Origin of the sequence: Nitrospira sp. KM1, from assembly GCF_011405515.1 — a bacterium.
Classification (GTDB): domain Bacteria; phylum Nitrospirota; class Nitrospiria; order Nitrospirales; family Nitrospiraceae; genus Nitrospira_C.
Genome location: NZ_AP022671.1, coordinates 413,514 through 439,839, shown reverse-complemented (window position 1 = coordinate 439,839; position 26,326 = coordinate 413,514). Strand labels below are relative to the sequence as shown.

At 56.7% G+C, this 26,326-nt stretch carries 24 protein-coding genes, 1 tRNA gene and 1 pseudogene; 13 read left to right on the top strand and 13 right to left on the bottom strand.

Annotation, left to right across the window (positions count from 1 at the left end):
- Position 1 precedes the first annotated feature (1 nt).
- From W02_RS02020 to W02_RS02005, 4 genes are all read left to right on the top strand, one after another.
- A complete protein-coding gene (locus W02_RS02020) occupies positions 2-241 on the top strand; it encodes an NIL domain-containing protein (protein WP_173044310.1) in 240 nt (79 codons plus the stop codon).
- A gap of 81 nt (positions 242-322) precedes the next feature.
- Entirely contained in the window at positions 323-1,126 is an 804-nt protein-coding gene (gene moeB, locus W02_RS02015) for a molybdopterin-synthase adenylyltransferase MoeB (protein WP_173044308.1), read from the top strand.
- 91 nt (positions 1,127-1,217) lie between these two features.
- The gene (locus W02_RS02010) at positions 1,218-1,730 is read left to right on the top strand and encodes a Mov34/MPN/PAD-1 family protein (protein WP_173044306.1); all 513 of its coding nucleotides are present in this window, start codon (positions 1,218-1,220) and stop codon (positions 1,728-1,730) included.
- A gap of 94 nt (positions 1,731-1,824) precedes the next feature.
- Positions 1,825-2,151 (top strand): hypothetical protein, encoded by a 327-nt coding sequence (locus tag W02_RS02005; protein WP_173044304.1) that lies wholly within the window; start codon positions 1,825-1,827, stop codon positions 2,149-2,151.
- A 17-nt stretch (positions 2,152-2,168) separates the two neighbouring features.
- On the opposite strand, the gene W02_RS02000 is transcribed toward W02_RS02005, so the two are convergent.
- From W02_RS02000 to W02_RS01965, 8 genes are all read right to left on the bottom strand, one after another.
- Positions 2,169-2,381, bottom strand: a complete 213-nt coding sequence (locus W02_RS02000) for a hypothetical protein (RefSeq protein WP_173044301.1) — start codon at positions 2,379-2,381, stop codon at positions 2,169-2,171.
- Between the two features lie 213 nt (positions 2,382-2,594).
- Positions 2,595-4,319, bottom strand: a complete 1,725-nt coding sequence (locus W02_RS01995; protein ID WP_173044299.1) for an ABC transporter ATP-binding protein — start codon at positions 4,317-4,319, stop codon at positions 2,595-2,597.
- Between the two features lie 22 nt (positions 4,320-4,341).
- On the bottom strand, positions 4,342-4,872 hold the full coding sequence (def, locus tag W02_RS01990) for a peptide deformylase (RefSeq protein ID WP_173044297.1): 531 nt from the start codon (positions 4,870-4,872) through the stop codon (positions 4,342-4,344).
- A gap of 94 nt (positions 4,873-4,966) precedes the next feature.
- Complete coding sequence (locus W02_RS01985) at positions 4,967-5,761, bottom strand: HEAT repeat domain-containing protein (protein WP_232068622.1); 795 nt, start codon at positions 5,759-5,761, stop codon at positions 4,967-4,969.
- A 27-nt stretch (positions 5,762-5,788) separates the two neighbouring features.
- Positions 5,789-8,860, bottom strand: a complete 3,072-nt coding sequence (locus W02_RS01980) for an efflux RND transporter permease subunit (protein ID WP_173044295.1) — start codon at positions 8,858-8,860, stop codon at positions 5,789-5,791.
- Positions 8,861-8,909: 49 nt separating this feature from the next.
- Positions 8,910-10,049: an efflux RND transporter periplasmic adaptor subunit gene (locus W02_RS01975; protein ID WP_173044293.1), complete on the bottom strand. Its 1,140-nt coding sequence runs from the start codon at positions 10,047-10,049 to the stop codon at positions 8,910-8,912.
- Complete coding sequence (locus tag W02_RS01970; protein WP_173044291.1) at positions 10,046-11,368, bottom strand: TolC family protein; 1,323 nt, start codon at positions 11,366-11,368, stop codon at positions 10,046-10,048. Before W02_RS01970 ends, W02_RS01975 begins: the two co-directional genes overlap by 4 nt.
- Positions 11,369-11,650: 282 nt before the next feature.
- A complete protein-coding gene (locus W02_RS01965) occupies positions 11,651-11,950 on the bottom strand; it encodes a hypothetical protein (protein ID WP_173044289.1) in 300 nt (99 codons plus the stop codon).
- A gap of 114 nt (positions 11,951-12,064) precedes the next feature.
- Between W02_RS01965 and glgC the strand changes: the two genes are divergently transcribed.
- The 3 genes from glgC to W02_RS01950 all read left to right on the top strand — a co-directional run bounded on the left by glgC (position 12,065) and on the right by W02_RS01950 (position 16,302).
- Positions 12,065-13,303, top strand: a complete 1,239-nt coding sequence (gene glgC / locus W02_RS01960) for a glucose-1-phosphate adenylyltransferase (RefSeq protein WP_173044286.1) — start codon at positions 12,065-12,067, stop codon at positions 13,301-13,303.
- The gene (locus W02_RS01955; protein WP_173044284.1) at positions 13,278-15,137 is read left to right on the top strand and encodes a helicase-related protein; all 1,860 of its coding nucleotides are present in this window, start codon (positions 13,278-13,280) and stop codon (positions 15,135-15,137) included. The genes glgC and W02_RS01955 overlap by 26 nt, the downstream gene beginning before the upstream one ends.
- Positions 15,138-15,237: 100 nt before the next feature.
- The gene (locus W02_RS01950; RefSeq protein WP_173044282.1) at positions 15,238-16,302 is read left to right on the top strand and encodes a DEAD/DEAH box helicase; all 1,065 of its coding nucleotides are present in this window, start codon (positions 15,238-15,240) and stop codon (positions 16,300-16,302) included.
- Between the two features lie 9 nt (positions 16,303-16,311).
- Here W02_RS01950 and W02_RS01945 read toward each other — a convergent pair whose 3' ends face one another.
- A complete protein-coding gene (locus tag W02_RS01945) occupies positions 16,312-17,295 on the bottom strand; it encodes a hypothetical protein (protein ID WP_173044280.1) in 984 nt (327 codons plus the stop codon).
- A complete protein-coding gene (locus W02_RS01940) occupies positions 17,292-17,561 on the bottom strand; it encodes a hypothetical protein (RefSeq protein ID WP_173044278.1) in 270 nt (89 codons plus the stop codon). Before W02_RS01940 ends, W02_RS01945 begins: the two co-directional genes overlap by 4 nt.
- 234 nt (positions 17,562-17,795) lie before the next feature.
- Between W02_RS01940 and W02_RS01935 the strand changes: the two genes are divergently transcribed.
- Positions 17,796-18,590 (top strand): methyltransferase domain-containing protein, encoded by a 795-nt coding sequence (locus W02_RS01935; RefSeq protein WP_173044275.1) that lies wholly within the window; start codon positions 17,796-17,798, stop codon positions 18,588-18,590.
- Between the two features lie 143 nt (positions 18,591-18,733).
- Here W02_RS01935 and W02_RS01930 read toward each other — a convergent pair whose 3' ends face one another.
- Entirely contained in the window at positions 18,734-19,096 is a 363-nt protein-coding gene (locus W02_RS01930) for a DUF4156 domain-containing protein (protein WP_173051324.1), read from the bottom strand.
- A gap of 186 nt (positions 19,097-19,282) precedes the next feature.
- On the opposite strand from W02_RS01930, the gene W02_RS01925 reads away from it, so the two are divergent.
- Positions 19,283-19,358: transfer RNA gene (locus W02_RS01925), tRNA-Arg, on the top strand.
- A gap of 486 nt (positions 19,359-19,844) precedes the next feature.
- Positions 19,845-21,251: a hypothetical protein gene (locus W02_RS01920; protein ID WP_173044273.1), complete on the top strand. Its 1,407-nt coding sequence runs from the start codon at positions 19,845-19,847 to the stop codon at positions 21,249-21,251.
- Positions 21,252-21,455: 204 nt separating this feature from the next.
- Here W02_RS01920 and W02_RS01915 read toward each other — a convergent pair.
- A pseudogene (locus W02_RS01915) lies at positions 21,456-21,746 on the bottom strand (transposase); the annotation flags it as partial.
- Positions 21,747-21,794: 48 nt separating this feature from the next.
- Between W02_RS01915 and W02_RS01910 the strand changes: the two are divergent.
- Positions 21,795-22,031, top strand: a complete 237-nt coding sequence (locus tag W02_RS01910) for a DUF2934 domain-containing protein (RefSeq protein ID WP_173044269.1) — start codon at positions 21,795-21,797, stop codon at positions 22,029-22,031.
- Between the two features lie 1,011 nt (positions 22,032-23,042).
- On the opposite strand, the gene W02_RS01905 is transcribed toward W02_RS01910, so the two are convergent.
- Positions 23,043-24,163 (bottom strand): IS3 family transposase gene (locus W02_RS01905; protein WP_370467949.1). Its coding sequence is split into 2 segments (ribosomal slippage): positions 23,043-23,917 and positions 23,917-24,163, totalling 1,122 coding nucleotides; the frame shifts between segments, so codons are not numbered across the junction.
- Positions 24,164-24,748: 585 nt separating this feature from the next.
- Here W02_RS01905 and W02_RS01900 point away from each other — a divergent pair.
- Together W02_RS01900 and W02_RS01895 are read left to right on the top strand one after the other, a co-directional pair.
- Positions 24,749-25,876, top strand: a complete 1,128-nt coding sequence (locus W02_RS01900) for a 4Fe-4S binding protein (protein ID WP_173044265.1) — start codon at positions 24,749-24,751, stop codon at positions 25,874-25,876.
- 67 nt (positions 25,877-25,943) lie between these two features.
- On the top strand, positions 25,944-26,123 hold the full coding sequence (locus W02_RS01895) for a DUF5989 family protein (RefSeq protein WP_173043552.1): 180 nt from the start codon (positions 25,944-25,946) through the stop codon (positions 26,121-26,123).
- The last annotated feature ends 203 nt before the right edge of the window (positions 26,124-26,326 follow it).

Here is a 26,326-nt window from a genome sequence, read left to right as displayed (position 1 = left end):
CATGCCCAACATGCGTTTTCACATTCGCTTTCCGGAGGATAAGATCAAAGAGCCGGTGATTTACGAGCTCGGCAAGGACTACAAGATCGTGACGAACGTCCGGCGCGCGGATGTCAGAGAGACCACGGGGTGGATGGACCTCGAACTGACCGGTGATACGGTCGAGATCGAGCGTGCCATCGACGGTCTTCGGAAGCGAGGCGTCGTCGTGGATCCGATTGAATTGAACGTTGTGGAGTAACGCGGCAGTATTCGGTCCTTCTCTGAACGAAACAAGATAGGTCCGGCTCAGCCCGGACGGTAGCTGATTGGATTGAATACGATGGAAATGACGGACGAACAAATACAACGGTACAGCAGGCACATCATCCTTCAAGATGTGGGCGGCAAGGGGCAACTCAGGCTCAACCAGGCGAAGGTATTGTTGATCGGGGCCGGCGGCCTCGGCTCTCCTGCAGCGTTGTATCTCGCTGCTGCGGGAATCGGGACGATCGGTTTGGTCGATAACGACGTCGTGGATCTCTCCAATCTGCAGCGGCAGATTCTTCACTCAACCGCCACGGTGGGACAGCCCAAGGTCGAATCGGGCCGGAAAACGCTACACGCCATCAACCCCGACGTCACAGTGAGGGCCTATCATCAGTTGGTCGATGCAGACAACATTCTTTCCTTGGTCGGAGATTTTGACATCGTGCTCGATGGGTCCGATAATTTCACCACCCGGTTTCTGGTCAACGACGCGTGTTTCTTCGCCAAGAAAACGTTGATCTCCGCCAGCATGTTCAGATTCGAAGGCCAACTGACGACGATCAAACCCCATGCTGGGTACCCTTGCTATCGCTGCCTGTATCCTGAACCGCCTCCGGCCGGTCTCGTGCCCAACTGTCAGGAAGCCGGAGTCCTTGGCGTGCTGGCAGGAACGATGGGCATTCTCCAGGCCTCGGAAGCGATCAAGGAAATTTTGGGAATTGGGGAAACGATTGCCGATCGGCTGATCATCTACGACGCGCTGGAAATGAAATTCCGGAAAGTCGGACGGCCGAAAGATCCCGCGTGCCGACTCTGCGGTCCTCATCCCACCATCAAGGACTTGAAAGGCGACTACACGGTCGCCTGTACCATTTGATGTACCAGGTTGACATGGTGAACAGCCGGCAGAGGTACACGCCGGCTCGGGCGCCATCCTGTGCACGGGGCGAAACGAATTCAAAGGCATCGTGGCGGATCTGACAATTCCACAGCACATTCTCGATGAACTCGTGGCTCATGCCAGAGAACTCGATCCGTATGAGTGCTGCGGCTTTCTCGCCGGTCACGGCCAAACCGTGACACACATCTACCGAATCAAGAACGTCGTCAGCCTTGAAGGCGCCAGCGATGCAGCAGCCTTCGACGATGCCAAGACCCGGCATCTGGCCAAGCTGTCTCCTGCCGAACGGGCGGAGGTCGCGTTCATTATGGATGCGCAGGAGATGTTTCAAGCCGTTAAGGACATGCGGAAAAACGGCCTGACGTTGCAGGTCGTCTATCATTCGCATCCCCACGATCCCGCCCGTCCATCCATTACCGATATCACGATCGCCAATGATTGGGAGGGCAACTGGGCTCGACTGAACCTCACACTGCCGATATACCTCTTGGTATCCCTTATGGAAAAATCTCGTCCGGACATTCGTGCGTATTGGATCAGGGCAGGCTCCGTGTCCCTCGCATCCATCATTGCCGGGTGATCCGGCCCCGTTGCTCTCCGCCGGTTTTTCAGTTTCCTTCCTTTCATCAAGGGTGCGATAATGGGCCGTTCATCTCTAGGAAGGAGTCATCGTCATGTCCTATATCATTACGGCATTGCTGGCTGTCTTCTTCATGTTGTCCAGTGTTTTTCCCGTCCATGCGGAAGACAAGAGCTTTTACAGCCCGGTCATCCTGGTCGAGAAGGATGCGTCCCGCATTCTTATATCGACGCTAGGATCGGTCTTTTACATCGAGGCTCCTGAGGCGGCAAAACCGCATTTGGAGAAGTTACCGATATCCGGACTCGTGGATTTCGTCGTGGAGATGAGAGGAGACGGGCAAGCGCCGCTGATTAAGACGTGGAAGGTGAAATCGGGTGAATCGGCCTGTATGTATTTCGACGGGAAGTCTTGTAAATAACCAGCCTGGGCCGTCCGCTACTCTGAGCTCCCCAGCATGTCATCGATCAGCGGCCGATTGATGTCCGTGCAACCCATGCAGATCGTATCGAACAGCGCCTCGTGATCCATGACGAAATTCTTGTGATCCACGAGCTGTTCGAGCAGCACCTGGCTATGGCAGCTGTCACAGAGCATCATCAGCCCCCGCATTACCGATACCGTTTTACGCCCCGCGCTGCCGCCGCTCATCGTTCTTAAACCGATCCTTTTTGCATGGCCACAAAAAAGTCCTCAGCTTCCAGATCAATCCCGCACGCGGAACACTCATGAGGTTGGTCTGCCGGCGGTATGTCGAGGGCGGTGCGTTCCACCCTGCCCTTGCAGACATGGTAAAACTTTCCTCGAGCATGCTCATTATCCAAGGGATCACTCTCATAGATCAAGACCATGTCGCGTTCATCCTCATGTCTGAAACTGGGCTTCGTAGAGGCCGGCATAGATTCCGCCCCGAGCCATGAGACTCTCATGGGTGCCGTCTTCAACGATCCGTCCGTGGTTGACGACGATGATCCGGTCCACGTCGTGAATCGTTGAGAGGCGGTGGGCGATAATGACGGTTGTGCGGCCGCGGGTCAACTCATCCAGTGCTTCCCGAATCTTGACTTCCGTTTCAGTATCGATGTTCGAGGTGGCCTCGTCGAACATGACGATCGGCGGGTCTTTGAGCAGGACCCTCGCGATCGAAATACGCTGGCGTTGTCCGACCGACAGCTTGACGCCACGCTCTCCGATCCACGTGTCGTAGCCTTCCGGCAATGCCTGGATGAACTCGTGCGCGCGGGCGGCCTTGGCCGCCGCCTCTACGTCCGATTGCCCGGCGGATAAATCTCCGTACAGAATATTTTCCCGTACGGTTCCGTTGAAGAGAAAAGGCTCCTGCTGGACAAGGCCGATCTGGCTCCGCAGGAAACGTAGCGGCAGATCTCGTACATCATGGCCGTCGATCATGACGGCTCCTCCCGTCACATCGTAGAAGCGCATGAGCAACTTGAGCGTGGTGCTTTTCCCAGCGCCGCTCGGACCGACCAGCGCGACGCGCTCCCCGGAACGGACTCGAATCGACACGTCGGTCAGGATCGGGGCATCGGCACGATAATGAAATTGCACATGATCGAAGGCGATGTCGCCGCTGAGCCGGTTGGCCGGCGCGATCGCACCGGGACGATCCCGGACGTCCGGCACGATATCGATGATCTCGAATACGCGCTCGCTTGCCGCCAATGCGTGTTGCAGCATGTGGTTGACGGAATGGATCTGGTTGATCGGGACATAGAACAATGCCAGATAGGAGATAAACATGACCAGCTCACCGACGGAGAGCCTCTGGGCCAGCACCTCCTGCGTACCCTGCCACAACACGAGTGCCCCGCCGAGACTCCCTACCAGCATCATGCCCGGAGAATAGAATGACCAAAGATACATGGCTTTGAGTGTATCGCGACGGCATTGATCGCTTTTCGCTCCAAACCGGTTTTCTTCGTAGGGCTGACGGTTGAAGCCCATCGTTTCCCTGATACCGGCCAGGCAGTCCTGGAGCAGCGCGTTCAGTTCCGCAGATCCCTTCCGGATATTCCGATAGTGTCCGTGAATCCGTTTGGTAAACGCGGCGGCTCCGACCACGAGGATCGGGATCGGCAGCAAAGCAATGAGTGCCAGTTTCCAATTAAGCCAGAACAGGGCAATCATGATGCCGACCAGTGTCAGGCCGGCCGTAATGATCTCTTCCAGTCCATCGACGAAAATGCGTTGCATATGCTCGGTATCGTTCAAGACCCGCGACATGATCTCGCCCGTCGGGCGATTCTCGAAAAAGCTGATCGAGAGCCGCTGAAGTGTGGAAAAAACTTGAACGTGCAGATCGTGCACCACCTGCTGCTCGAGGCTGTTGTTCAGGCGGATCCGCATTGATCCGCAAATGTTTCGCATGACATAGGCGGCGCACAATCCAACGAACACCCAGGTGAGCAATCGGATCTTGCCGCCTTGAATCACGTCGTCGATGACAACTTTGATGAGCCAGGGTGGAATCAGTTCGAAGGCCGTGGTCAGGCTGGCAAACAGAAACGTGCCGACGACCATAAGCCGGTACGGACGCAAGTATTGGAGCACTCGAAGAAGCGTTTTCACAAAGCGTTCCGGTGAGGCGGGGCTAAATGACGGGGGTCGGTTCCTTTCGCCAATACTTCTCGAACTCAGGGAGCTGGGTCAGAGTGGACATGTCCGTCATCCGGTCGACAAACAATTTGCCGATGAGATGATCCATTTCATGCTGAATACAGACTGAGTACAACGCGTCGGCTTCGATATCGACTGGACGGCCGTCCCGATTCAACGCCTGCACACGGATCACGGACGGTCGGATGACTTTGCCGCGCAGACCGTCGACGCTCAGGCACCCTTCCCAGTTCTCAACCTGCTGGGGGCCGTAATAGACGATCTTCGGATTGATGAGGGTCGTCTGAGGAAATCCTCCCTCCCCCTCGCAGCCCATCACGACCAGTTGGATGGAACGCGAGATCTGCGGAGCCGCCAGGCCGATTCCTGGCTCGTCCAGCATCGTCTCGAACATGTCGTCGATCAGCTGCTGAAATTCCTTGGTCCGAATGTCGCGGGTATCGATCGGGGTGGCTTGTTGCCGGAGGATCGGATTACCGAGCTTGGCGATGGGAAGGACAGCCATGGTTCGTTCCAAATATCCTTTCAAACTGTACTGAAGTACGCATATTTATCATCATGATATATCACAGATTTTTTACATGCTGCAAGGCACGAGGCTAGCCCTGGCGCTGCTGCCGTGACTTTCGCGGCTCGGGCAACTCGAACGAATCCTTCTGGGTGTTCCACCAGTCCGTCCACTCGGCCACCCATGCCTGGCGGTCTTCCTTGGTCGAGATGTCCCAATCATGGAACTCCGTTTCATGTCGGGTGAGGATCCACAACGATTGCACCGCCGACATGGCCACGTATCGTTCCTCATCGGGAATCATCTCGATAAGGGTGGGAACGACGGCTTTGTCCCGTACGTACCTGGAGTGAAATGCCGCGGCCTTGCGGATCGCCGAATTGGGATCCTTCGACATCACGTGAATTGCCTCCGGCGTCTTGGCGGGGTCGAGCCGGATGGCCACCCTCAGGGCATGTTCGCGCACTCGCGGAATCTCATTCACCTCTTTCGCCGTCGTCACGAGCGCGGGTACCGCCGAGGGTGCGTTCAGCATCGAAATCGTTTCGATGGCATTGTAACGAATGCGGGGGCTCGGCATGGACAGCGCCTTGATGAGCACGGGTACGGAGTGTTCTCCCAAATGGACGAATTCTCCCATCGCCCAAAATTCCTGCTTCCCTTCAAGGAGCGGCAGCAGAGCTTCTGCGCGCTGAATCTCTTCCGGAGTGAGCGGATTCGTATTGGGCGGAACGGTAACAGCCGCCCCGTCGTCCCCCTTGGGAGGCATGTCGTACTGCATTTGAACAGGAATCGTGTTCACCTGGGACGCAAAGGTTTGCCCAACACTGAACAGCGACGCGAGAGAAACGAATACGGCGAGCTCTCGGAGTCCTTTGACGCGCACGGGAATCCCCTTTCGGTAAGTAAATAGTCAATCCTGGTCCGCCGCCGAGCGGCGATGCACTAACTCATATAATACAGGTAACACGACCAGAATCAAAAAGGCCGCCGTCAGCATTCCACCCACCACGACGCGAGCCAGAGGTTTTTGGGCCTGCGATCCGATCCCCGTCGCAAGCGCGGCGGGAAGCAAGCCGATAGCCGCACCGAGCGTGGCCATGAGAATGGGGCGCATTTGCACATCGGCGCCCTGGAACACGGCTTCGCGCAGGCTCAGTCCGGACAGGCGGAACTCTTCGATGCGGGAAACCAGGAGCACGCCTCCCAAGATCGCCACCCCGAGCGTCGAGATCACGCCGACCGCGGCTGAGATGCTGAAGTTGGTTTGCGTCGTCACCAGAGACAAGACACCGCCCACCAGCGCGAACGGTACGGTTGACAGGACCAGCAGCGCGTTCTTGAACGAATTGAAGGTCGTATAGAGCAGGAGAAAGATGATCACCAGGCTGATGGGCACGATGGTCAACAATCGGCGCTGCTCGTCTCTGAGCTGGTCGTATTGTCCCGCCCATTCCATGCGGTAGCGCTCCGGAAGCGTGACCTGTGTGCTGAGCCGGGTCTGGGCTTCTTCGACGGTACTCTGAAGATCGCGGTCCCTCACGCTGAACTTGATTGGAATGTAGCGTTCGTTGTTCTCGCGATAGATGATGAATGCTCCCGTATGGGAGGTGATTTTCGCGAGCTGCTTCAACGGAATGCGGGCGCCGTCCCGCGTGCTGACCAGAATGTTGCCGATGGATTCGACGTCCTGACGGAATTCCGGAAGAAAACGCACCACGAGATCGAACAGGCGCTCTCCCTCATAGACCTGCGTCACCGCCTGCCCGCCGATCGCCGCCTGCACGACCGCATTCACGTCCGCCACTTGGAGTCCATACCGCGCGCTCGCTTCCCGGTCGATGTGAATGAGGAGATTGGGCTGGCCGACGAGGCGGAACACTCCGAGGTCCTTGACGCCTTTGATGGTCCTCATCACGCTTTCAATCTCGACGGCCTTGGCTTCCATGGTCTTGAGGTCGGTGCCGAACAGCTTGATGGAGTTTTCCCCTTTCACCCCCGACATGGCTTCTTCCACGTTGTCCTGGATGACCTGCGAAAAGTTGAAGATGATCCCGGGTATCTGATGCAGCCGTCCTTCGATTTCCTCGATCAATGCATCCTTGTCGATGCCCGGCCGCCACTCCTTCTGCGGTTTGAGGTTGGCGAGAAATTCTGCGTTGAAGAAACTCGTCGGATCCGTTCCGTCGTCCGGCCGGCCTAATTGGGACACGATAGTCGTGATTTCTGGAGACTCGCGGAACATCCGCCGGATGTCGCTGGTCAACCGCGCGGCTTGATCGAACGAGATGTCCACCGGCATGGTGGCTCGCACCCAGAGATTCCCTTCCTCCAGCGCCGGCATGAATTCGCCTCCCAGCGACTGTAGCGCGGCGAAGGTGAGGAGCAGCAGACCCGCCGCCACCCCCAACACCAACGGCTGGTGGTCGAGCGAATATTTGAGGATCCGGTGATACACGCTGCGTATGGCACGAACCAGCTTGGTGTCCTCCTCGCTGAGCGGATCTCTCAGCAGAAATGAACAGAGTACGGGCGCTAACGTAAAGGCCATGATCAGCGCGCCGGCCAGTGCAAATCCATAGGTGACCGACATCGGCGCAAAAATTTTCCCCGGCACCCCGGTCATGGTGAACAACGGGATGAAGGCGACAACGATGATGGCGGTGGACGAAAAGATCGGGCGGCCGACCTGGCGGGCAGCCCGGACGATGTGTTGATTGACGGTGAGATTGTGCGACTTGGCATGTGCGAGATGGAAAAAGATGCTTTCAACCATGATCAGCGTCGCATCGACGATGATCCCGAAATCGATGGAGCCGAGCGAGATCAGATTCGCCGACTGGCCGACCAGCACCATCATGCCGAACGTAAACAGCAGCGAGAGCGGAATGGTCAAGGCCACGATCAGCGCCGCTCTGAAATGACCCAGGAAGACGAACAGAATCACGAATACCAGCACCATGCCGCTGATCAAAATGTCGGTCACTGTTTCGACGGTGGTATGGATCAGCGCGGTCCGGTCGTAGAAGGTGGATACTTTGACTCCCGCGGGGAGCTTCCAGGCATTGAGTTCCTGCACCTTCCCCCTCACTTGATCGAGAACCGGAAGCGCTTTATATCCGCGTTGAAGCAGCACCACTCCTTCGACGGCGTCGTCACGGTCGTCGATGCCGACCTTGCCCAACCGCACGCGGTGACCGACCGACACCGTCCCGAGGGATTTCACGAATACCGGCGTGCCGTCCCTGGCCGACACCATGACGTTTTCGATGTCGTGAATGTCGTCGATGAGACCCAACCCGCGAATATTGTAGTTTTGGGATCCGATCGTGAGGTAGTTCCCGCCGACGTTCGCATTGCTGTTCGTCAGCGCTTCCATCACCTGTGAAAGGCTGACGCCGTAGGCCAGCAGTTTTCCCGGGTCGATGTCGATGTGATATTCCTTGGTCGTGCCGCCGAACGCCGTGACGTCGATGACCCCCGGAATCCGCCTGAACTCACGGCGCACCTGCCAGTCCTGGATCGTCTTCAAGTCGGTCAGCGACATGCCGTTCTCGGCCGTCAGTTCATACCGGAAGATTTCCGCGATCGCCCACCAGGGCGACAGGCTGGGCTGAACGCCGCTCGGCAATTGAACCGAGTTCAAGCGGTTCAAGACTTCCTGCCGGTCCCTAAAGATGTCCGTACCGAACTGGAAATAGACTTTGATGTCGCTCAATCCAAAGATGGACAGCGAGCGGATGTCCACGAGTCCCGGCATGCCGGTCAGCGCGACCTCCATGGGAATCGTAATCTGGCGTTCCATTTCCTCCGCCGACCAGCCGGGATTCTGCGTGATCAGCTCCACCATCGGGGGCGAAGGGTCTGGATAGGCGACGATGTCGAGGAGGTGAAAGGCGTAGAGCCCGCCGAACAACAGCGCCAACCCTAATGCGCACAGCAGGAAGCGCTGGACCAGAGAGATCTCAACGAGGCGGGCGATCATCGATTGGATGGGTTCCCGATGGAAGAAGCGCGCGGGTACGGTCCGATCATTATCCTTTGGCTTCCTGGCCCTTGATCAGAACGGCACCCTTCACGACGATCTGCTGCCCGGATGTCAAACCATCCACGACCCGCACGGAATCCAGCGACAGCGGCAGCACCGTCACCTCGCGTTTGAGGTAATGGTTGGGACTTTCCACGACGTAGACGAAGTCTTTCCCGTCCACGTTGACCACGGCTTCCCGCGGAATGGTCATCAACGGTGTCGATTCGCCCACCCGCAGCTGCAGGCGCGCGAACATTTCGGGTTTCAATTTGTGTTCCGGGTTATTGACCCACGCGCGGAGCTTGATCGTTCGGCTGGAAGGATCCACCACGTCTCCGATCGCAGCCACCGTCGCCGGAAATGCGACGCCCGGATAGGCCTCCACGACAACCTTGGCATACTGGCCTTCTTTGACCATGGCCAGATCGCGCTCGTACACATCGGCCACGACCTGCAGCATGTCCAGGTCCGCAACTGTGAAGAGCACCTGGCTCGGATCGCCGCCCACGGACTGGCCGGGGGTCACGGCCCGTTCCACGACGACCCCGGTCAACGGACTTTTCATTTCAAACCGCGAGGTGATTTTTTGCTGATCGAGCGGCTTGTGTAATTCCTCTGGAGGGACGCGCAGTGACAGCAGCCGTTCCTTGGCTCGACGAAATTCCGCCCTGGCCTTGACCAGTTCGTTTTCCGCCATTTTCAAATCCTTCAACGGCATCGCCTTGTTTTCGTATAAATCCTTGGCCAGTTCACGCGAGCGGATCGCATATTGCAGATCGGAATCTTCCTTCACGTATTCCGAGTACGCCTGGGCGATGTCGGGACTGTCGACAACCAACACAATGTCTCCGGCTTTTACGCGATCGCCGAGATGAGCCCGCACTTCGACGACCCGCCCCTGCAGCGGAGAGGAAATCCTCGAGTAACGATCTTCTCCATAGGCCACTTTCCCCGCAAGCGTCAGATCGTGCTCGCCGGACTTCATTTCCACCGTGCCGACTTCTATTCTCGGTTTTGCTTCGATCGCGCTATGGATAGGGTTCGGCGTGGCGGCATTCGACTGCGTCGGCTGGTCGGCTCGCCCACAGGCACTCGACAGAGCCATTGCACATCCGAGACAGATGACAACGCCCGGTCGATTCATGATCGGATCTCCTGGCCTACGGCGCTTTCGAGTTGAAACAGATTATGTTGGTAGCTGTAGAGTGCTTCAATGTAGTTCTGCTGGATGGTTCGCGAGGTCCGAGCGGCGTCGAGAAGATCGAGGATGGTGGCTCCTCCCCGCTCGTACGCGCGCTCCACGATGTTCAACGTCGAACGGGCGTCATCGAGCACCCCGCCGACGTACGCTTCGACCAGACGCCTGCTCTGGATGAGGTTTCGGTATGCGACGTCGACTTCATTTTCGACTTGATTGACGGTTTTATTCAAGTCGGCCTCCGCAGACTGTACGGCAACCTCGGCCTGCCGGATTCCGCCCTGATTTCTATTGAACAGCGGGAGGGGGATGCCCGCATTGAGGGCCACCTGGCCGGGATTGTCCGGCCCGTTCGATCCTTGAATGGCGTAGCCGCCGGCGATGGTCACATCCGGGATTCTATAGGCCTTGGCCAGTTTCAAGTCAGCCTCGCGCTGCGAATAGGTGAACCGTTTGGCGCGGATATCGGGTCGAAGATCCAGCGCAGCCACCCTCAGTTTGTTGATGTCGGGATCGATACGGCGAAAATCCATCTCCGTCGTCAGTTCGACCGCGGTCTTCGGCGACAAGCGGAGGAGCTGGCGCAGATCGCCGCGCGCCGACTCCGCATCCTGAAGCGATTGAATGACCTGTGCATGAAAATCCACCATTTGCAGCCGGATTCTGATGAGATCCACTTCCGCAATGTAACCCTTCTTGAAACGGATCGTATTGATCTCAAGGATGCGGGAGAACCGGTCGCGGTTCTCCTCTGCCAGGATCAGGCGTCTCTGGGCCAATTGGATTCGATAATAGGTGTCTTTGACGGTAAAGCCAAGCTGCCTGACCGCGTCCTCGAAGGCGGCCTCCGCCGATCTCGTGCCGTAACCGGCGGCCTCAACACGATAGCCGCGTTTGCCGGCTAATTCGAAGAGTTGCTGGATCTGCCCGAAGAGTTGCCCGCTGTTGGACAGCGTCCGCCCCTGTGTGTACGAACTCAGCGTCCCGACAGTCATCAATGGATTCGGAAACAAGGCAGCGGTGATTTCCTGACCCTTGTTACTCTCGATCCCGTATCTGGTGATCAGGACGTCAAAATTCTGCTTGAGGAACAGGGCAATAGCCTCATCGAGGCTTAAGCGTATGGACGGAGGCGGTTCCCGGATCGTATCGACCGACGGCAGAGGCGGCTGTGCCGCATCGGCAAGCACGGAAAGGCTTGTAAGGAGGCAGAGAATGCTTGAAGCCGTGAAGAAAAACCACAGTCGTGGAGATTCCACGCGCACTCGGATGCTCCTGCTAGGAAAACGTGGCTGTGAGATGCATGAGGACCATTGAATAGGCCAGAGTCATAAACCAATGCATTATACCGTGTAATGTAATCGGATGCCAATATTGCTTGGATAAACGGTCACTTAGTAGCTTGAGTGAAAATTGCATGTCCGGACGAACCGATATGGCATATCGAACAGAGCCGATCTCTCTGCCCTGGTTTGGATCGCCACCATTCCGGATAGCTCGTGCGCGAGATGCGCCGCAGGGTATCGGACATCTACGGGAAGAGTCGTCTATGAACTACTGCCGTTTCTCGAGGTGGCCGCATTGGTGGCCCGAAGATGTTTTCGGACCCTGACCTGCTCGTGATGTTTTCTCAGAAGTTGCCGGCGGATCGTGTTTCGATCCTCTGCGACGATCCGGACGAGCCTGTCCACATCCTCCGCGTGGTCCAAAACGAGTTCGGATAGTTTTTGGAGTTGAGTCTCCAGCCGCTCCAATCGCCAGAGCGCATTCTGTAATGCATCGGGGCGGCTCTGTTTTTTGCTTTGGCCCTGCTTGGCCAATGAAGAGATGACGACGTCTTGTTTCATAAGGCTCCTTGGAAATCGAAAATCATGTGTTGCCGTAGTATCAACCGACCGTTATGCTAAGTCAACGAATTCGCTTTCTTCCCATTTAGAGACGGTCCTGATACAATTTGCGCCATGAAAAATATTTTCACCATGGTCCTTGCCGGCGGACGAGGCGAACGGCTCCATCCGTTGACCGAACATCGGGCCAAACCCGCCGTTCCGTTCGGAGGAAAGTATCGCATCATCGACTTCACGTTGAGCAACTGTCTGAATTCCGGCTTGCGAAGGGTTGCAGTCCTCATCCAATACAAGTCTCATTCATTGGATCGCCATATTCGCACCGGGTGGGACGTGCTCAACGTCGAGCTCGGCGAATACATCGCGTCCATGCCTCCTCAGCAGCGCATCAGCGAAGAGTGGTACCGCGGCACGGCGGATGCCGTTTACCAGAATCTGTTTCTCCTCGACGACGATCAGTCGGAGTATGTGCTGATTCTTGCCGGCGATCACATCTATAAGATGGACTATATGGAGATGCTCCATTGGCTGGTCGCCAACAATGCCGACGTCGTGGTGGGGGCGATCGACATCCCGATCGAAGAGGCGCACCGGTTCGGCGTGATCGCCGTGGACGAGAGTTTCCGCGTCACCCGGTTCGACGAAAAGCCGAAAACCCCTCCGTCCATCCCGAATGAACCCACAAAAGCCTTTGCGTCCATGGGCATCTACCTGTTCCGCACGAAAAGCCTGCGGGAAGAGCTGGCGGCCGATGCACAGGAAGGGACCGCGCATGACTTCGGGAAAAACATCATTCCCCGCATGATCGCAAACCGGCGCGTCTTCGCGTTCAAGTTCCAGGATGCGAATAGAAAAGCGGTCAAGTATTGGCGTGACATTGGAACGTTGGATGCGTACTGGGAAGCGAATTTGGATCTGGTAGCCGTCGATCCGGAATTTAATCTTTACGATCAGCAGTGGCCTATCCGGACGTACCAGGGACAGTTCCCTCCCGCCAAATTCGTCTTCGCGCAAGACTACCAGGGCGGGCGAATGGGCGTAGCGCTGGACTCCATTGTGTGCGGCGGGTGCATCATCTCGGGCGGGCGCGTGCAGAACTCCGTGCTGTCACCGAACGTGCGTGTGCTGGACCATGCGGATGTTCGCGATTCGGTGATCATGGAAAACGTCGTGATCGGGGAACATTGCCGCATCCGGCGAGCCATTATCGACAAGGACGTCACCCTCCCGTCGAAGACCGAAATCGGCTACGACCGTCAGGCCGATGCCGAGCGGTTCCATGTCACGGACTCCGGGTTGGTCGTCATCTCCAAGGGAATGAAGCTGCATGCCGCCTTCGATACATCCGGTTGACCTGATCACGGCCCTTCGACACAAGCATCTCACCCCCGCCATTGTATTTCTGACTTCCCGCCGGGCCTGCGACGAAGCCATGCAGACGTTCGACCACATGAACGCCGTCCTGCCGCCCGCACGCCAGGAAGCGATCGCCGCGGTGCTGGAAAAAGTCATCACGCAGTACCCGAGCGTGGCCGAACATCCGCTGATTCCGACGGTGCAACGGATCGGCGTCGCCGCGCACCATGCCGGTCACCTGCCCTCGTGGAAAATTGCGGTGGAAGAACTCATGCGGCACGGGTGTTTGGACGCCGTGTTCGCGACGACGACGCTGGCGGCCGGTGTGGACTTTCCCGCCCGCACCGTCATCATCACGCAATCCAGCATCAGAAAGGCGCGGGACTTTACGGATCTGACCATCGGCGAGGTCCAGCAGATTGCCGGGCGCGCCGGCAGGCGAGGCAAAGATCTCGTGGGCTTCGCGATCGTCACGCCGTCTCCCTACATCGATCTGGGAGTTCTCACGAAAGGATTCACCGGCCATCCCGAAGCGATCAACAGCCAGTTCGTCATCAGCTATCCGATGGTGCTGAATCTTCTGAAGGCGCATCCGCTCGACCAGATGCAACCGATCCTCGCCAAGAGCTTCGCGCAGTTCCAGCTCAACCAGCGGGCGGAAGTCCTCGAACGAAAACTCGACGAGGTCCATCGTCAACTTGAGCCCTATGGTCCGCGCGTCTGTACCGATTGGATCTCCCAATGGCACATGTACGACCAGGTCCGCAGACAGCGCCCGCACCGTGCGCCGATTAAACGCAATGAACCGCCTGAAGTCGCCGCGCGGTTCCGTTTCATGACTCCGGGACGTGTGGCCGGCTTGTCGAAGACGCGCGGCGTCGTGCTTCGTCAATATCGAAGCAAGGGACAAAAAAGTCCCATGGTGACGATGCTGCGCGACGGAGGCGCGATCACCGAATGTCCCGCTGCGGTGGTGACCGAACTGTACGATCGCGTCCTCGACTGCGTCGAATCGCCGTCGTATCCCTGGTGTACCCCCGAGAGTCTGGATCTGATGGTGGAGCAACTCGAGGACCTGCCGACCCGCCTGCCCGCCCTCCCCGTTCTCGTGTCGAAGGACGACGAGCCGATTCCGGATTCCATTGTCCAAACACTGGGAGATTTTTCCTGCCCGACCTGTCCGTCGCGTTCGGCATGCCAGAAAGACCATGCCCACGCCTCCAAACTGCGTCAGGAGCAACAGCGGCACATCAAGTCCATTCAAGCGCTTCGCACGAGCCTCTGGCATCGTTTTCAGGAACGGATGGACGCGCTCCAGAAGTTCGGCTATCTCACGGCGACGGCGCAATTGACGGAAGTCGGAGAGTGGGCCCGTCTGATCCGCATCGACCATTCGCTGCTCATCACGGAACTCCTGCGCGCGGAAGCTTTCGCAGGAGCCGATCCGTCTCTTCTCGCGGCCGTCATGTCGAGCATTGCCCACGACGACGACCGGCCCGGCATGTTCCCCCGGATCAGTTCCGGTTTGGCGTCTGCGTTGAGTCAGGTGCGAAAACTGGCGGAGTCTCTGGCGCCGTACGAAGAGCCTCCGCTCTTGCGGGCGGACATCGCGGCGGTGACCGAACGCTGGATTGCCGATCCGGCGCTCACCTGGATCGGCCTGTGCAAAATGACGACGATGGCCGAGGGCGACATCTACCGTCTGCTTGCACGCACGCTGGAATTTCTCTCTCAGCTCCATACGCTCAAGGATACGCATCCCACGCTGGCTGAGACTGCGTCGAAAGCCATGGCGCTCCTCCGGCGCGGCGTGCTGGAAGAATTGCCGTGAGACGTGTATGCACCGGTAGCCGAAACCGCCCAGGCTCCGAGGTGTCGGCACTGCTCGATACGATGAAATATATGACGAGCTTCGATAAGAGGAAAGCCGCATGACGACGGAAGAACTCGAACGGCTGCTCGCGCAACAACCGATCGCATTGCTGCACCGGCTCGCGCGCGGCCGCGTGCATCGGCATTTCCGTGCCGGAAAACGCCGCCTGATCGAACTGTTGCTTCACCATTCGGCGACTAATCGCGCGGGCTTCGAATCCGATCTCATGGCGCTCATCGGGGAACGCCAACAGCGCCCTCCGGCGGCGCCGCGAGAACGTCATGCGCCAAGACCGGCCGCTCCGGCGCACGCGCCGCGTCCGCCTACTCATCCGCACCATGAAGGTGAGTCGCACGAAGCGTCGGTATTGCTGAACGACTGGCTCTCCGGCATCGGCGTCCCTCCTCCTCAACCATTCGTGCCGGACGAATGGCAACTGGACGCGCTCGAAAAATTGCAGACCGGTGATGTCGTGGTCAGCGTGCCCACCGGCAGCGGAAAGACCTATGTCGCGGTGGAAGCGGCCAAGCGTGCCATCGAGGAGAACAGAACCGTCATATACACGTCGCCGTTGAAGGCGCTGTCCAATACGAAATTCACCGAGTTCTCGCGTATTTTCGGTCAAGAACGCGTGGGGATTCTTACGGGGGATCGCCGCGACAACAGCCAGGCTCCGCTCTTGATCATGACGACGGAGATTCTGCGCAATCTCCTGTACGATGCGGCGGGAGGCGAGATCGACCTGCGGCTCGATACGCTTGGGCTCGTCATCATGGATGAATCGCAGTATCTGGCCGATCCCGAACGCGGAGTGGTATGGGAAGAGACGATCATCTTCTGTCCATCGCAGGCGCGGCTGCTGTTATTGTCGGCCTCGATCGGCAACCCGCACGACATCGCGGACTGGCTCACCTCCATTCGATCCGTACCCGCCCATCTGATCAAGCACACCAAACGTACGGTGCCGTTGCGCGCAGGGTACCTGCACCCGGATGGCAAACTGACCCCGCTCTTCCGCACGATCGGTATCCCGCACGGTCATCCGGGCTATTTACACCCGGAGGCCAAGCGGTTGTTCACCCGCTACGAAGACGAGACGTCCTCACCGCGTTCTCGAAGATGAGCGCTCTGCTTAGAATGAGAAGTTGAGGCCGGCGGTCAGGCCGTGTCGCAAGGACTGGAACTCGGTCAGAGGAAATTCATCCGACGGAGAAGATACCGGATGCACCGTCAGATGGCCGCTCAGCATGCGGTTATAGTACAGGCGGTACCCGGCGGTGGCTGACACGTACCGGTTGAACGTCACTCGAATGCCTGCGTCCGCGTCCGCTCCAACGCCGAAGCCGACCATGGAGAAGCTTGGGTTTTGTTGAAGATCCGATCGCAGATGATGCACGTCCTTGTTGTTGAGAAAGCTTGCCGGAATCAGCGCGACGGATCCATGGACGCTGAACCACCTGGTGATCCGGTATTCGGTCGAGAGCCCTGCCCGAATCGAATGCCAGTTGGTCGTATTCGTGATGGCGGTCACTCCCGGAAGCACGTTCGTCCCGGCAGGAGCACAGCTGACACCTGGAATGGCAGAAGGATCGCAAAAAATCTGCGCAACCCCCACCGCCTGATACCTCGTATGCCAGAACTGATAGCCGCCGAAGAAGTCCAAATATCCGCGCTGATTCGTGAACTCTTTGAGGCGCATGCCGACGTCGGCGTTCAAATACCACATGCTGTCGCCTGAAATATCGCTGTAGGTGCGTGAAAACAAGCGCTGTCCTGTCCCGTAGTCGTCATCGGTGAGACGTCCTCCGCCGATGCCGGCGCCTCCGACATTGAGCCGCAAGAACACTTTTCGCGATGCCCACAGTTTGCCGGTCAATTCGACAACGTTCGTGCCGACATCCTTATAGGTAAGTTTGGAAGTCGGATTGCCAAGGCCGGGCACTGATGAGGCGTTGTGGGCCCAGGTCGTTTCTCCGACGCTGATCCACGTTCCGAGGCTCAATTCGAATTTTGCACGTGGTTTGACTGGTTCATCGGCATTCGCCGACGGCGTGAACAGAGGAGAGACGACGCAGAGCCAGAACACTCCACAGACCCGAACCACCGTGTGTTTCACCGTCTGGCTCCTCCTCTCTGAATGATGACGGTATCAACGCAACGTTCGAAAGTTTCCGGCATGACGCGTTGGCAGGCCGAGCGGATATCGTCCATGGCAAACGTTCGGTGGAGGTGCGCGCCCCACCAGACTAACCATGTTCCCAGCGCGAAGGCTACAAGTATTCCTAAGGTCCACTGGACGATCAGACGAATGAGGGATGACGAGCGGGCCGGCGCTTCAGACTCTACGATGTGTTCGCGATCCACGGCTTGAAGATTGCGCATGTTTTGCCCCCACTAGGTAATGGCCATGCAGGCTCTCATGCTACTGGAGAGGTCCTGGTTCGCGGTAATCTTTTCTGGCATTTCGCACGGCTTTTGATGCCGGTGGTCTCCCCTCCCGGGTCGCGCGTAGAGCACGCGGGCTATTACAGGAGCCAATGATGATGGTATAAGAGCAAGCTCGCGAAAGGGATCAGGTTCATTCACGCATTGGAATCTCAGCGTTTGTGATGGATCATGCAGGCCACTGAACGATATACGCCGGGCTATAGCGATCTCGCCGTGCAATACATGAGACGGCGGCATGCCGAACGGGATGCCGCTTTCGTTCTTCCGAATCTCCATTCGGGTATGAGGTTGTTGGACTGCGGCTGTGGACCGGGAACGATCACCAGAGGACTGGCGCGAACGCTCTCTCCTGGAACCGTGGTCGGCATTGATTGCGATCATCGTCAGGTGCACCTGACGCAACGGTCGATTGTGGACGAGCCGACGAGCAATCTATGGGTGAGCACGGCAAGTCTCTACGCCCTACCCTTCGCGAACCGCACCTTCGACGCCGTATTTTCGCACGCCTTGTTCGAGCACCTTGCCGACCCTTTAAAGGGATTGCGAGAAATCTATCGGGTCCTGCGTCCTGGTGGGATCGCGGCAATTTCAAGTCCGGATTGGAACGGCACGCTCGTCGCTCCGCCTGATGCATCCGTCCACGAGATCATCAAGCAGTTCACGCGGATGCAGCAAGACAATCATGGAGACCCCTTTGCCGGCAGCCGGCTTGGAGAGTGGCTGGACGCGGCAGGCTTCGCCGGCATACGGCTCTCAGCACGCTACGATTGCTATGAAGATCCGAGCCTGATCATCCGGCTGATGGGCGAGCGTCTCAAGAGCAGACATCGTGATGCCGGCAATGGGCAGTCATCGGATGGAAATCTCGCACGGCTCTTGACCGAGGCCGAGCAATGGTCGACCCGCCCGGGTGTCCTATTTGGACAAGCCTTCGTAGAGGCAATCGCCTCTGTCCCCAGCTGATTCACTCACTCGAATCAGGAGCAGAAACCTTGCACCCGTACGGCGCGACGGATGTTTTCAGGGTTGTGTAGTTGAGATTGTCAGGACAAAAATCCAAGCAGATAGTGCGAGATTAGGGTGCGGTCTATATGCGGCTCTTTACCTCAATGGGTGGGAGGGCATTTATAAGCAATTCCTGTGTATGTCACATTCGTTTGTTCCATGCTGCCGCTTCCCTGCCCCATGGTTCCGGTCTGTCCTGCCCGGTTCGTGAGCATTTGGACCGTATTGGCTCCCATCTTCGCGGCCTCGTTCTTCATGTCATTTCGCGCGCCGGTCTCGAGATTCGCATTGCTCGTGAAGCCACCCGTGAGAAAGTTACCCTGATTGCCCGTGACCTCGCCGAGGTATTCACAGCCTTGGGGTTCGCTGGTGACGATCCTCACCTGTCGAGCACCGGATTCCACCTCCACCGCCGCGCAGCCTGCAAGCACTCCAAGACAGAAGATCGTCCACGTCCTCCGCATCATGTCCAGCCTCCTGATTTAACTTTGAAGCAAGCGGGGCAACTATAGAGAAGACGGGAATCTTGCGTCAAGCAACTAGGCCGGGGGAAACACAGATTAGGCGCTGTATTCCTCACTGCCGACTTGACCGCCCAACTCAAGGACCTGTATAACGTGCGCTACCGCAAGAACCGCACTTCTTCTCACGCGCCCGTAGCTCAATGGATAGAGCACCAGACTACGGATCTGGGGGTTACAGGTTCAAGTCCTGTCGGGCGCACCAAACCACACTTCGTGTGAGCCGCAGGCTATTTAGGCGTAGCCTCTCCGAAATTGACGCCCGGGGATAGACGCTTCCAGCGTTGCTAGTTTTTGATCGTTTCTTATGTTGCTGTTCGTCGGCGCTGGCCTGTGCCTATTCTGCAGCTGATTAACACCATCAGCAATCCAATGTTTGAGCTCGGGTTACACCTGACGAGATCATGCTCAATTGAAGTAGTTATGAAAAGTATTCAAACCATCTTGGATTCTATTACACGTATTTTTTAAGAGATAAATCCATGCTGGGTGCCCCTCAAATGGGGTATTGATCGAATTGGTGATGTAGAACAGGATTCCCTCCGCGCAACTCACCCTGACATAAGGTAATATGCTCATCCCTCTTCTTCTTAGATCTGCGATCATTTCACTGCTCGCTGCTATCACACTGAGCGGGTGCAGTGGCAGAAGCGATGGAGGTGGCAGTAATCCTTCATCCTCCACCCCTAGCGTGGCTTCTCCTACGGAGCGGATTGTCTATCGAGCTGATCAGGACACTGATGAAGTGTTTGAACTGTACCTTGTGGGGTCCTTGATTAAATTGAACCCTCCACTTCCGACCGGACAGAGCGTGGTCGATTTCGCCATCACCCCAGACAGATCAGCGGTCGTGTATCGAGCGAATCAAGATACCGCTGATGCGATTGAACTCTATCGAGTGGAGTTTGCGCAGCCTGGAGTGAGTAAGAAGCTCAATCCTATGCTCCCGTTGGGGGGCGACGTGAATGCATTCCAGATAGCGGCGGATAGCTCCTCCGTTATCTACGTGGCCGACCAAGCTGCGGACGAAGTGCATGAACTTTATCGAGTCTCATTTGCAGCCCCTGGCATCAGCACTAAATTGAATGGCCCTCTTGCTCCAGGCGGCAATGTATTTTTTGGATTTAGTATCACACCAGACAATGCTTCAGTTGTTTATAGCGCTGCTCAAGATACCGCGAATACGGTAGAGTTGTACCGTGTCTTCTTGGCAACCCCAGAATTGAGCACCAAGTTGAACGGTCTGCTGCCCACTGATGCGGATGTTTCCTCACTGTCGATACTCCCCAACAACTCGGGCGTTGTATATACCGTGAGCCGGTTTTTACCCACATCGCCGGGGTCACAGTTCTCCTTTCTCACCTCAGAGTTGTACTTCGTGTCCTTCTCCACGCCGGGGGGGGCATTTAAACTGAATGCGCCGCTGGCGCCATTTGCGATCTCATATATTCTTTCATTCCGCGTGACGCCTGACAGCTCAAGCGTTGTCTACCTCACCGCGAATAGTAGTGGTGACCAGCGGCAACTCTTTCGTGTTCGGTTCGCAAGCCCCGGGACGGTGGACAAACTGCACGGGTCTGACGTGTACGCCTTACACTATCGGGTAACTCCAGACAGTACTGCAGCGGTGTTCGCCGGGAATGGCATTGGCGTGTCGGTCAGCAGCCCTTCCTTTCCCACCGAACTATATTTGGCGCCCTTTTCCACGCCAGGGACAAATACCAAACTGAACGGTCCACTGGCAGGGAACTTGGGATTGCTTCCGTTCAACGGGGCCTTCGAGATTACTCGAAATGGCCTTGCTGCCGTCTATGTGGCACGGGAGAAGGTGAGCACCAGCGAGTTATACATGGTTCCGTTTTCGACCCCTGGGCTGAGCACAACCCTTAATGGATCAACGGTTGCAGGCGGTGGCGTGTACCCGTTTGGCTCTCTGGAGCTCACTCCCGACTCCACAGGCGTCCTGTACCAAGCCAACCAAACCACGCCGGGAACGACTGAGCTTTACCGGGTGGAATTCGCCAATCCAGGTGTGAGCACCAAACTCAACGGCTCCCTAGTTAGCGGTGGAAATGTCGAGGGAGGGCTTGTTCGCTAGGATGCTTGAGCCAGCCCAATCATTACAGTACGCCCAGCCCAACCGATGACACTCTGTCGTGACACTCTCTTAACGGTGCCTACCTTCGCCTGCTGACCGACTACCTGAGTGTCCACCCGGTACGCTGGCCGTCGTGGACTGGTCCATTGGAATGGTCTTTCTCCGGCAGTCAGTCGCGGCCATGTCGGATTGTAAGCTCCCCGGTCAACGAGACGCGACCAAAGGAGAACTTTGGGCTTCAAGTTGGGCTCGGTACGTGGCCGGCGGCATGCCCGCTAACGCATCGTGGGGCCGCTCCTCGTTGTAACTCTGTAACCATTCGCAACTGATCTCGCGCACCTGCTCGAGCGACTCGAAGACATAGGCATCGAGCACTTCGGTCCGATAGGTCCGATTGAAGCGCTCAATAAAGGCATGTTGATCCGGTTTCCCGGGTTGGATGTACCGCAACTCGATTCCCCGCTCCGCACACCAGGTGAGGAAGCGCTCGGCGAGGACTGTCATGTAACAATCCAGAAGGCATACTTCCCTAATGGTGAGGAAATGGCTCAGTGGTTTGCTCAATGGTACTTCGGCACATATCGTCCATTTTATTTATGGGCCACAACATCGGCTCCTTTCATGGCTCCAGGGAACGACACGGATGCAGATAGCAATCGGCGAGTAGAGGTCTTTCGTGAGCAGATTGCCAATAGAGCGTATGACATTTATCAGCAGCGTATTCATCAAGGCGCACTAGATGACTGGCTGCAAGCCGAAGGGGAATTGCTTGGGCAGTAATGGAATTGCCTCCGACTTAGGTAATGCCCTTTTCTTATTTTTAGAAAAATCCTAGTTTGATCAGTCTAGAGAAACCTGGACACGCCTACCCCCAGCCTCTCTGAGAGGATCAGAAAACAAATCGGGCCAAACTTGTCGCGGTATAGAACCCGCACCCCCCCGGGTGCCCTGGCGCAAGGATATCCCCGGGGGCCACGCAGGGGCTCACTGTCTAACTGAAACTGAAACATATTGCGCCTGTGTTGCAGAATTGCCGAGCGCTTGTCCTTTCTATGTCCCTTCGTGTCACAGTTCCTTAGACAATTGCTCGCTATTCCTCTGTTTCAATATCGTCGGGTACATCTACGGATCTGGGGTTACAGGTCCAAGTCCTGTCGGGCGCACCATCAAATCAACGCAAATCAACGACTTATGATTACTTCAGAAGCGTCAAGGCAGACGTGTAGACGACGCGGAGACGGGGTGGAAGCGCCAATGAGTTGGCCATGAAATCAGGATCGCTTCATAACTCACTCACTAGCTTGTTATATCGATCTACCCAATCTTCCCCAGTTCTCGTTGTGACGAGAAAATAATCAAAGCAAGTCGATACATATCCTGTATGTTGCTTAATAATATCCTCCAGCTCTGCTACACTTTTTTTGAGTATTTCAATTTTCTTACTCCCATATCCCTCCTCTCCCCACGTGGCGAGGCTGCAATAGCCTTTTTCTATTAGTTCTTGGACTATGCGAACTGTGTACTCGATTATCTCCGGGTCTGTTAAGTCGAATTCCTGCTCAACGCTTGTTCGAATGTGACAAAGATATTCGAGGTCGCGAGAAGCCTCTAAAACACTATCCCGCTTGAGACTTTCCACGTAACCGTGACTATCGTATGTATCGGACATGGATGTAGCATATTCTTCGATGAGAGAGGGAAACAACCCATCAAAAGAATGGCCCCCTCACGAGGACGAGCCCTGATTTCCCCACTCATTTCACTGACGTTGGCCCCGTGTGGAGACAACTCTTACCCAGAACAGACGACTTCCTCGACGGTCTGCATGATCTGACGTTGACTGACAAACTCCATCGGTGTCAGGTGGCCGAGTGAGCTGTGGGGGCGGTGGTGATTGTAATCCACCCGCCAGGCTTCGACAATCGCTTGCGCCTCCGCCCAGGAGACGAACTGATGCACATTCAAACACTCATCACGTAGACGGCCATTCAATGACTCAATGAAGGCATTCTCCACGGGCTTGCCCGGTCGGATGAAGTCCAGTTGTACCCCGCGACGGTAGGCCCAATCTTCCAAGGCGCGAGACTGAAATTCCGTCCCATGATCCACCGTAATCGAGCGCGGCCCCGCCGCTGTGCCGAGCACCCGATCCAGAACCTGACTCACTAGCATGCCGGTCATGCGAAATCCCACCTCGAGCACCGGGCTAGAGCGACTCCAGTTATCGACGACGGTCAGAATCCGAAACGGCCGGCCGTCGGCGAGACTATCATGCACAAAGTCCATGCTCCAGCGCTCGTGTGGACCCACCGCCACCGGAGCCGGCCCCCGGTGGAGCGCGATGTGCTTGCGGCGCCGCACCCGCATGCGCAGCTGTAAACCGTCGAGGCGATAAAGGCGGCGCACCCGTTTGCGATTGCTCACCCACCCTTCACGCCGTAACAGCACCCAGATCCGCTGATAGCCAAAGCGGGGTCGCGCGTGAGCCAGATCACGGAGACGCAACCGTAGTGCCGATTGATCTTTCGCCCGACTTGTTCGATACCAGGCCGCGCGACTAAACTGCGCCAGTCGACAGGCCCGCAGACAGCTCACCGAGCACGTCTCGTGCAACCAGTGCGCGAGTTCTCGACGGCGGGCGGGCCTCAGACTTTTTTTCGCAAGGCCTCCGACAGCATATGCTTATCCAGCGAGAGATCGGCCACGAGCCGTTTCAGCCGGCTATTTTCTTCCTCGAGCTGGCGTAACCGTCGGAGTTCGCTCACTCCCAGGTGGGCGTACTTCTTTTTCCACGCGTAGAAGGTCTGCTCGGCTATCCCAAGTTGCCGACAGACATCCCCAATCGGGGTGCCCGACTCGGCCTGTCGCAGGGCGTAGACAATCTGCTCTTCGGAGAACTTCGACCGCTTCATCGATCCACTCCTTTCGTCGAGGACCGTCGAAGCCGGTAGTCTACTCCAGTTTTAAGTTGCCGTCGTTTTCGGGGGAGACGTCATCACAACGCTTTTCACAACATTGTCTCCCCGGCCTTTTAGGTCGCGCAGCGCGGTTTAAATCACGTAATTGATCCATTCAGGTCTTGCCTAACACCCGTCGGGAGAAACTTCGAGCTTTCCAGGCACCAATCTTCGGTCATTTCGATGAAAGTGAGCAGTTCCGCTGTGTGCGGTCTGAGCGTTATCACACGTACCTCCTACGAGTGAGGCCATTTTTCTTAAAAGGTGCCCGAAACGCTAAATCGCCTGTAAATTACGCTACATTACTGTTGCGGGTATTAAATAACTTAGTTGTTTACCCTTATTGTCGCCACTTCACACCGATGCTAGCCTTCACTCACGTTAATCAGGAATCCGACTTTGATGGGGAATCTCACCGACACACCTTCCTCCTCCCTCCCGTTGATCAGCATTGATTCGCTCAGATCGGACACTCATTCTTCCTGCTCCATCTCGCACTCATCTCGCCCGCAACCGGTTTCATTTCGATACAAGTGGCGAATGATCTCGCTCGCGGCCGTGCATGCCTACATCGCCGTTCACCTCATTTCCTGGCATGTCTTCGGGATCGAAATCTGGGGCAAGACGGCCATGATGGGGGTGCCATCTCTCGCCAAGGGCTGGATCAATGCCGCGTCAATCATGGTGATCCTCATTCTCCTGTCGATTTTCATATTCGGCCGTGGATTCTGCGGATGGGTCTGCCACATGCGCGGTGCGATCGAATTCGCAGATTGGATTTTGAGAAAACTCAAGGTGCAACAGTATCTGAACGTTCGCGAGCGAAACGTGCTCGTGAACACGCAGCATCGATGGCTGCTCCGTGTCGGTGCGCTATTTGTGCTTCTGCTGCCCGTCATCATTCTCGTTCATAACGTTGGATTCACTCCACGGGTGGACGTGATGTCGCCGCCTCCGGTGGCGGACTTGCCCGGGTACGAAGGACAGGCGTTTGCCAAGACCGCCCCGTTCAACTTCTCCATTCAAGCCAATTGGCACGATTTCCTCTTGGCCTTCGGGTTGGCCGTCTTCATCCAATTTACGATGAGCGTCGTGCTGAATCTGCGTTACGGGCATGGCGCCTTCTGTCGGATTCTCTGCCCGTATGCGACGATGATGGTGCCTCTGATGAACATCTCGCCTGTGCAGTCGAAGATCACTCGTGTCGCTCAATGTACCGGCTGCCGCGACTGCAGCAACGCCTGTCCTCAGGGCATCGATGTGAGTCGGGAAATCTTTCACTTCAACGGCAAGGTCATCAACCGCGAATGCATCAAATGTTACGCCTGCATCGACGCCTGTGATGATCATGTGCTCAGGGACACGTCAGCACCGGCGGTGGCACAGACCGACAGACTGAAGCCGTATGAAAAGCGCCCGTGGCAACAGGAACTGGTTCGCAAAGACGGCTATCGAACTGATGCGAGGCACATGCAGGTGTACGAGCCCCTGGGACCGGTGACCGATTTTCTCTCGATCATCGTGGCATTGGTTGCAGGAGGCATCTCGTCGCGTTTCGGCGGGTTCTGGTTTTATCCGGGGGCGATCTTCGCCTTTATCCTGTTTCGTGATGCGGCCCTGCGAAGCAGCAGGCAGATCGCGAAATGGCAGGGCCAGCACAAAATATGAATTCATCGACCGGCATGGCAATCATAGTTTCGGTGTCTCTTTCTTACGGCTTGCAAAAGGAGAATGTATGAGTCTTGTATCGGGAGCTCGGGACTACTCACAGTTGATTCATGACGTGCAGGCGTACGTAATGGAGCGACGGTCGTACTGGCTGGCTCCGCTCATCTTTGCCATCCTGATGCTTGCGACGCTGGCGTTTTTCCTTGAAGGAAGTGTTATGGCTCCAGCCATTTATTCGATATTCTGAGGCGATGGGATTCAATTGGGCGCTCTTCGCGGTGCCATTTCGAGACTCCTCAGCCGTCTTACTCCGATATGGAGGTCAGGTATGGCCGTGCGTACTGGATCGGAGGAGACTCAGGCTCCTGTTGAGAGAAATCTTCGATGGACTTTGCGATGCACCGAACGTCCTCCGTGCCGTAGATGGCAAGTCCCACATGAGCATCCTTC

Bases quoted from the DNA above. Each gene is read 5' to 3' on its own strand.
- W02_RS02020 (WP_173044310.1), top strand. From the start codon at position 2: ATGCCCAACATGCGTTTTCACATTCGCTTTCCGGAGGATAAGATCAAA.
- moeB (WP_173044308.1), top strand. From the start codon at position 323: ATGGAAATGACGGACGAACAAATACAACGGTACAGCAGGCACATCATC.
- W02_RS02005 (WP_173044304.1), top strand. From the start codon at position 1,825: ATGTCCTATATCATTACGGCATTGCTGGCTGTCTTCTTCATGTTGTCC.
- W02_RS02000 (WP_173044301.1), bottom strand. From the start codon at position 2,381: ATGAGCGGCGGCAGCGCGGGGCGTAAAACGGTATCGGTAATGCGGGGG.
- def (WP_173044297.1), bottom strand. From the start codon at position 4,872: ATGGCTGTCCTTCCCATCGCCAAGCTCGGTAATCCGATCCTCCGGCAA.
- W02_RS01980 (WP_173044295.1), bottom strand. From the start codon at position 8,860: ATGATCGCCCGCCTCGTTGAGATCTCTCTGGTCCAGCGCTTCCTGCTG.
- W02_RS01975 (WP_173044293.1), bottom strand. From the start codon at position 10,049: ATGAATCGACCGGGCGTTGTCATCTGTCTCGGATGTGCAATGGCTCTG.
- W02_RS01965 (WP_173044289.1), bottom strand. From the start codon at position 11,950: ATGAAACAAGACGTCGTCATCTCTTCATTGGCCAAGCAGGGCCAAAGC.
- glgC (WP_173044286.1), top strand. From the start codon at position 12,065: ATGAAAAATATTTTCACCATGGTCCTTGCCGGCGGACGAGGCGAACGG.
- W02_RS01955 (WP_173044284.1), top strand. From the start codon at position 13,278: ATGCCGCCTTCGATACATCCGGTTGACCTGATCACGGCCCTTCGACAC.
- W02_RS01950 (WP_173044282.1), top strand. From the start codon at position 15,238: ATGACGACGGAAGAACTCGAACGGCTGCTCGCGCAACAACCGATCGCA.
- W02_RS01940 (WP_173044278.1), bottom strand. From the start codon at position 17,561: ATGCGCAATCTTCAAGCCGTGGATCGCGAACACATCGTAGAGTCTGAA.
- W02_RS01935 (WP_173044275.1), top strand. From the start codon at position 17,796: ATGCAGGCCACTGAACGATATACGCCGGGCTATAGCGATCTCGCCGTG.
- W02_RS01930 (WP_173051324.1), bottom strand. From the start codon at position 19,096: ATGCGGAGGACGTGGACGATCTTCTGTCTTGGAGTGCTTGCAGGCTGC.
- W02_RS01910 (WP_173044269.1), top strand. From the start codon at position 21,795: ATGGCTCAGTGGTTTGCTCAATGGTACTTCGGCACATATCGTCCATTT.
- W02_RS01900 (WP_173044265.1), top strand. From the start codon at position 24,749: ATGATCTCGCTCGCGGCCGTGCATGCCTACATCGCCGTTCACCTCATT.
- W02_RS01895 (WP_173043552.1), top strand. From the start codon at position 25,944: ATGAGTCTTGTATCGGGAGCTCGGGACTACTCACAGTTGATTCATGAC.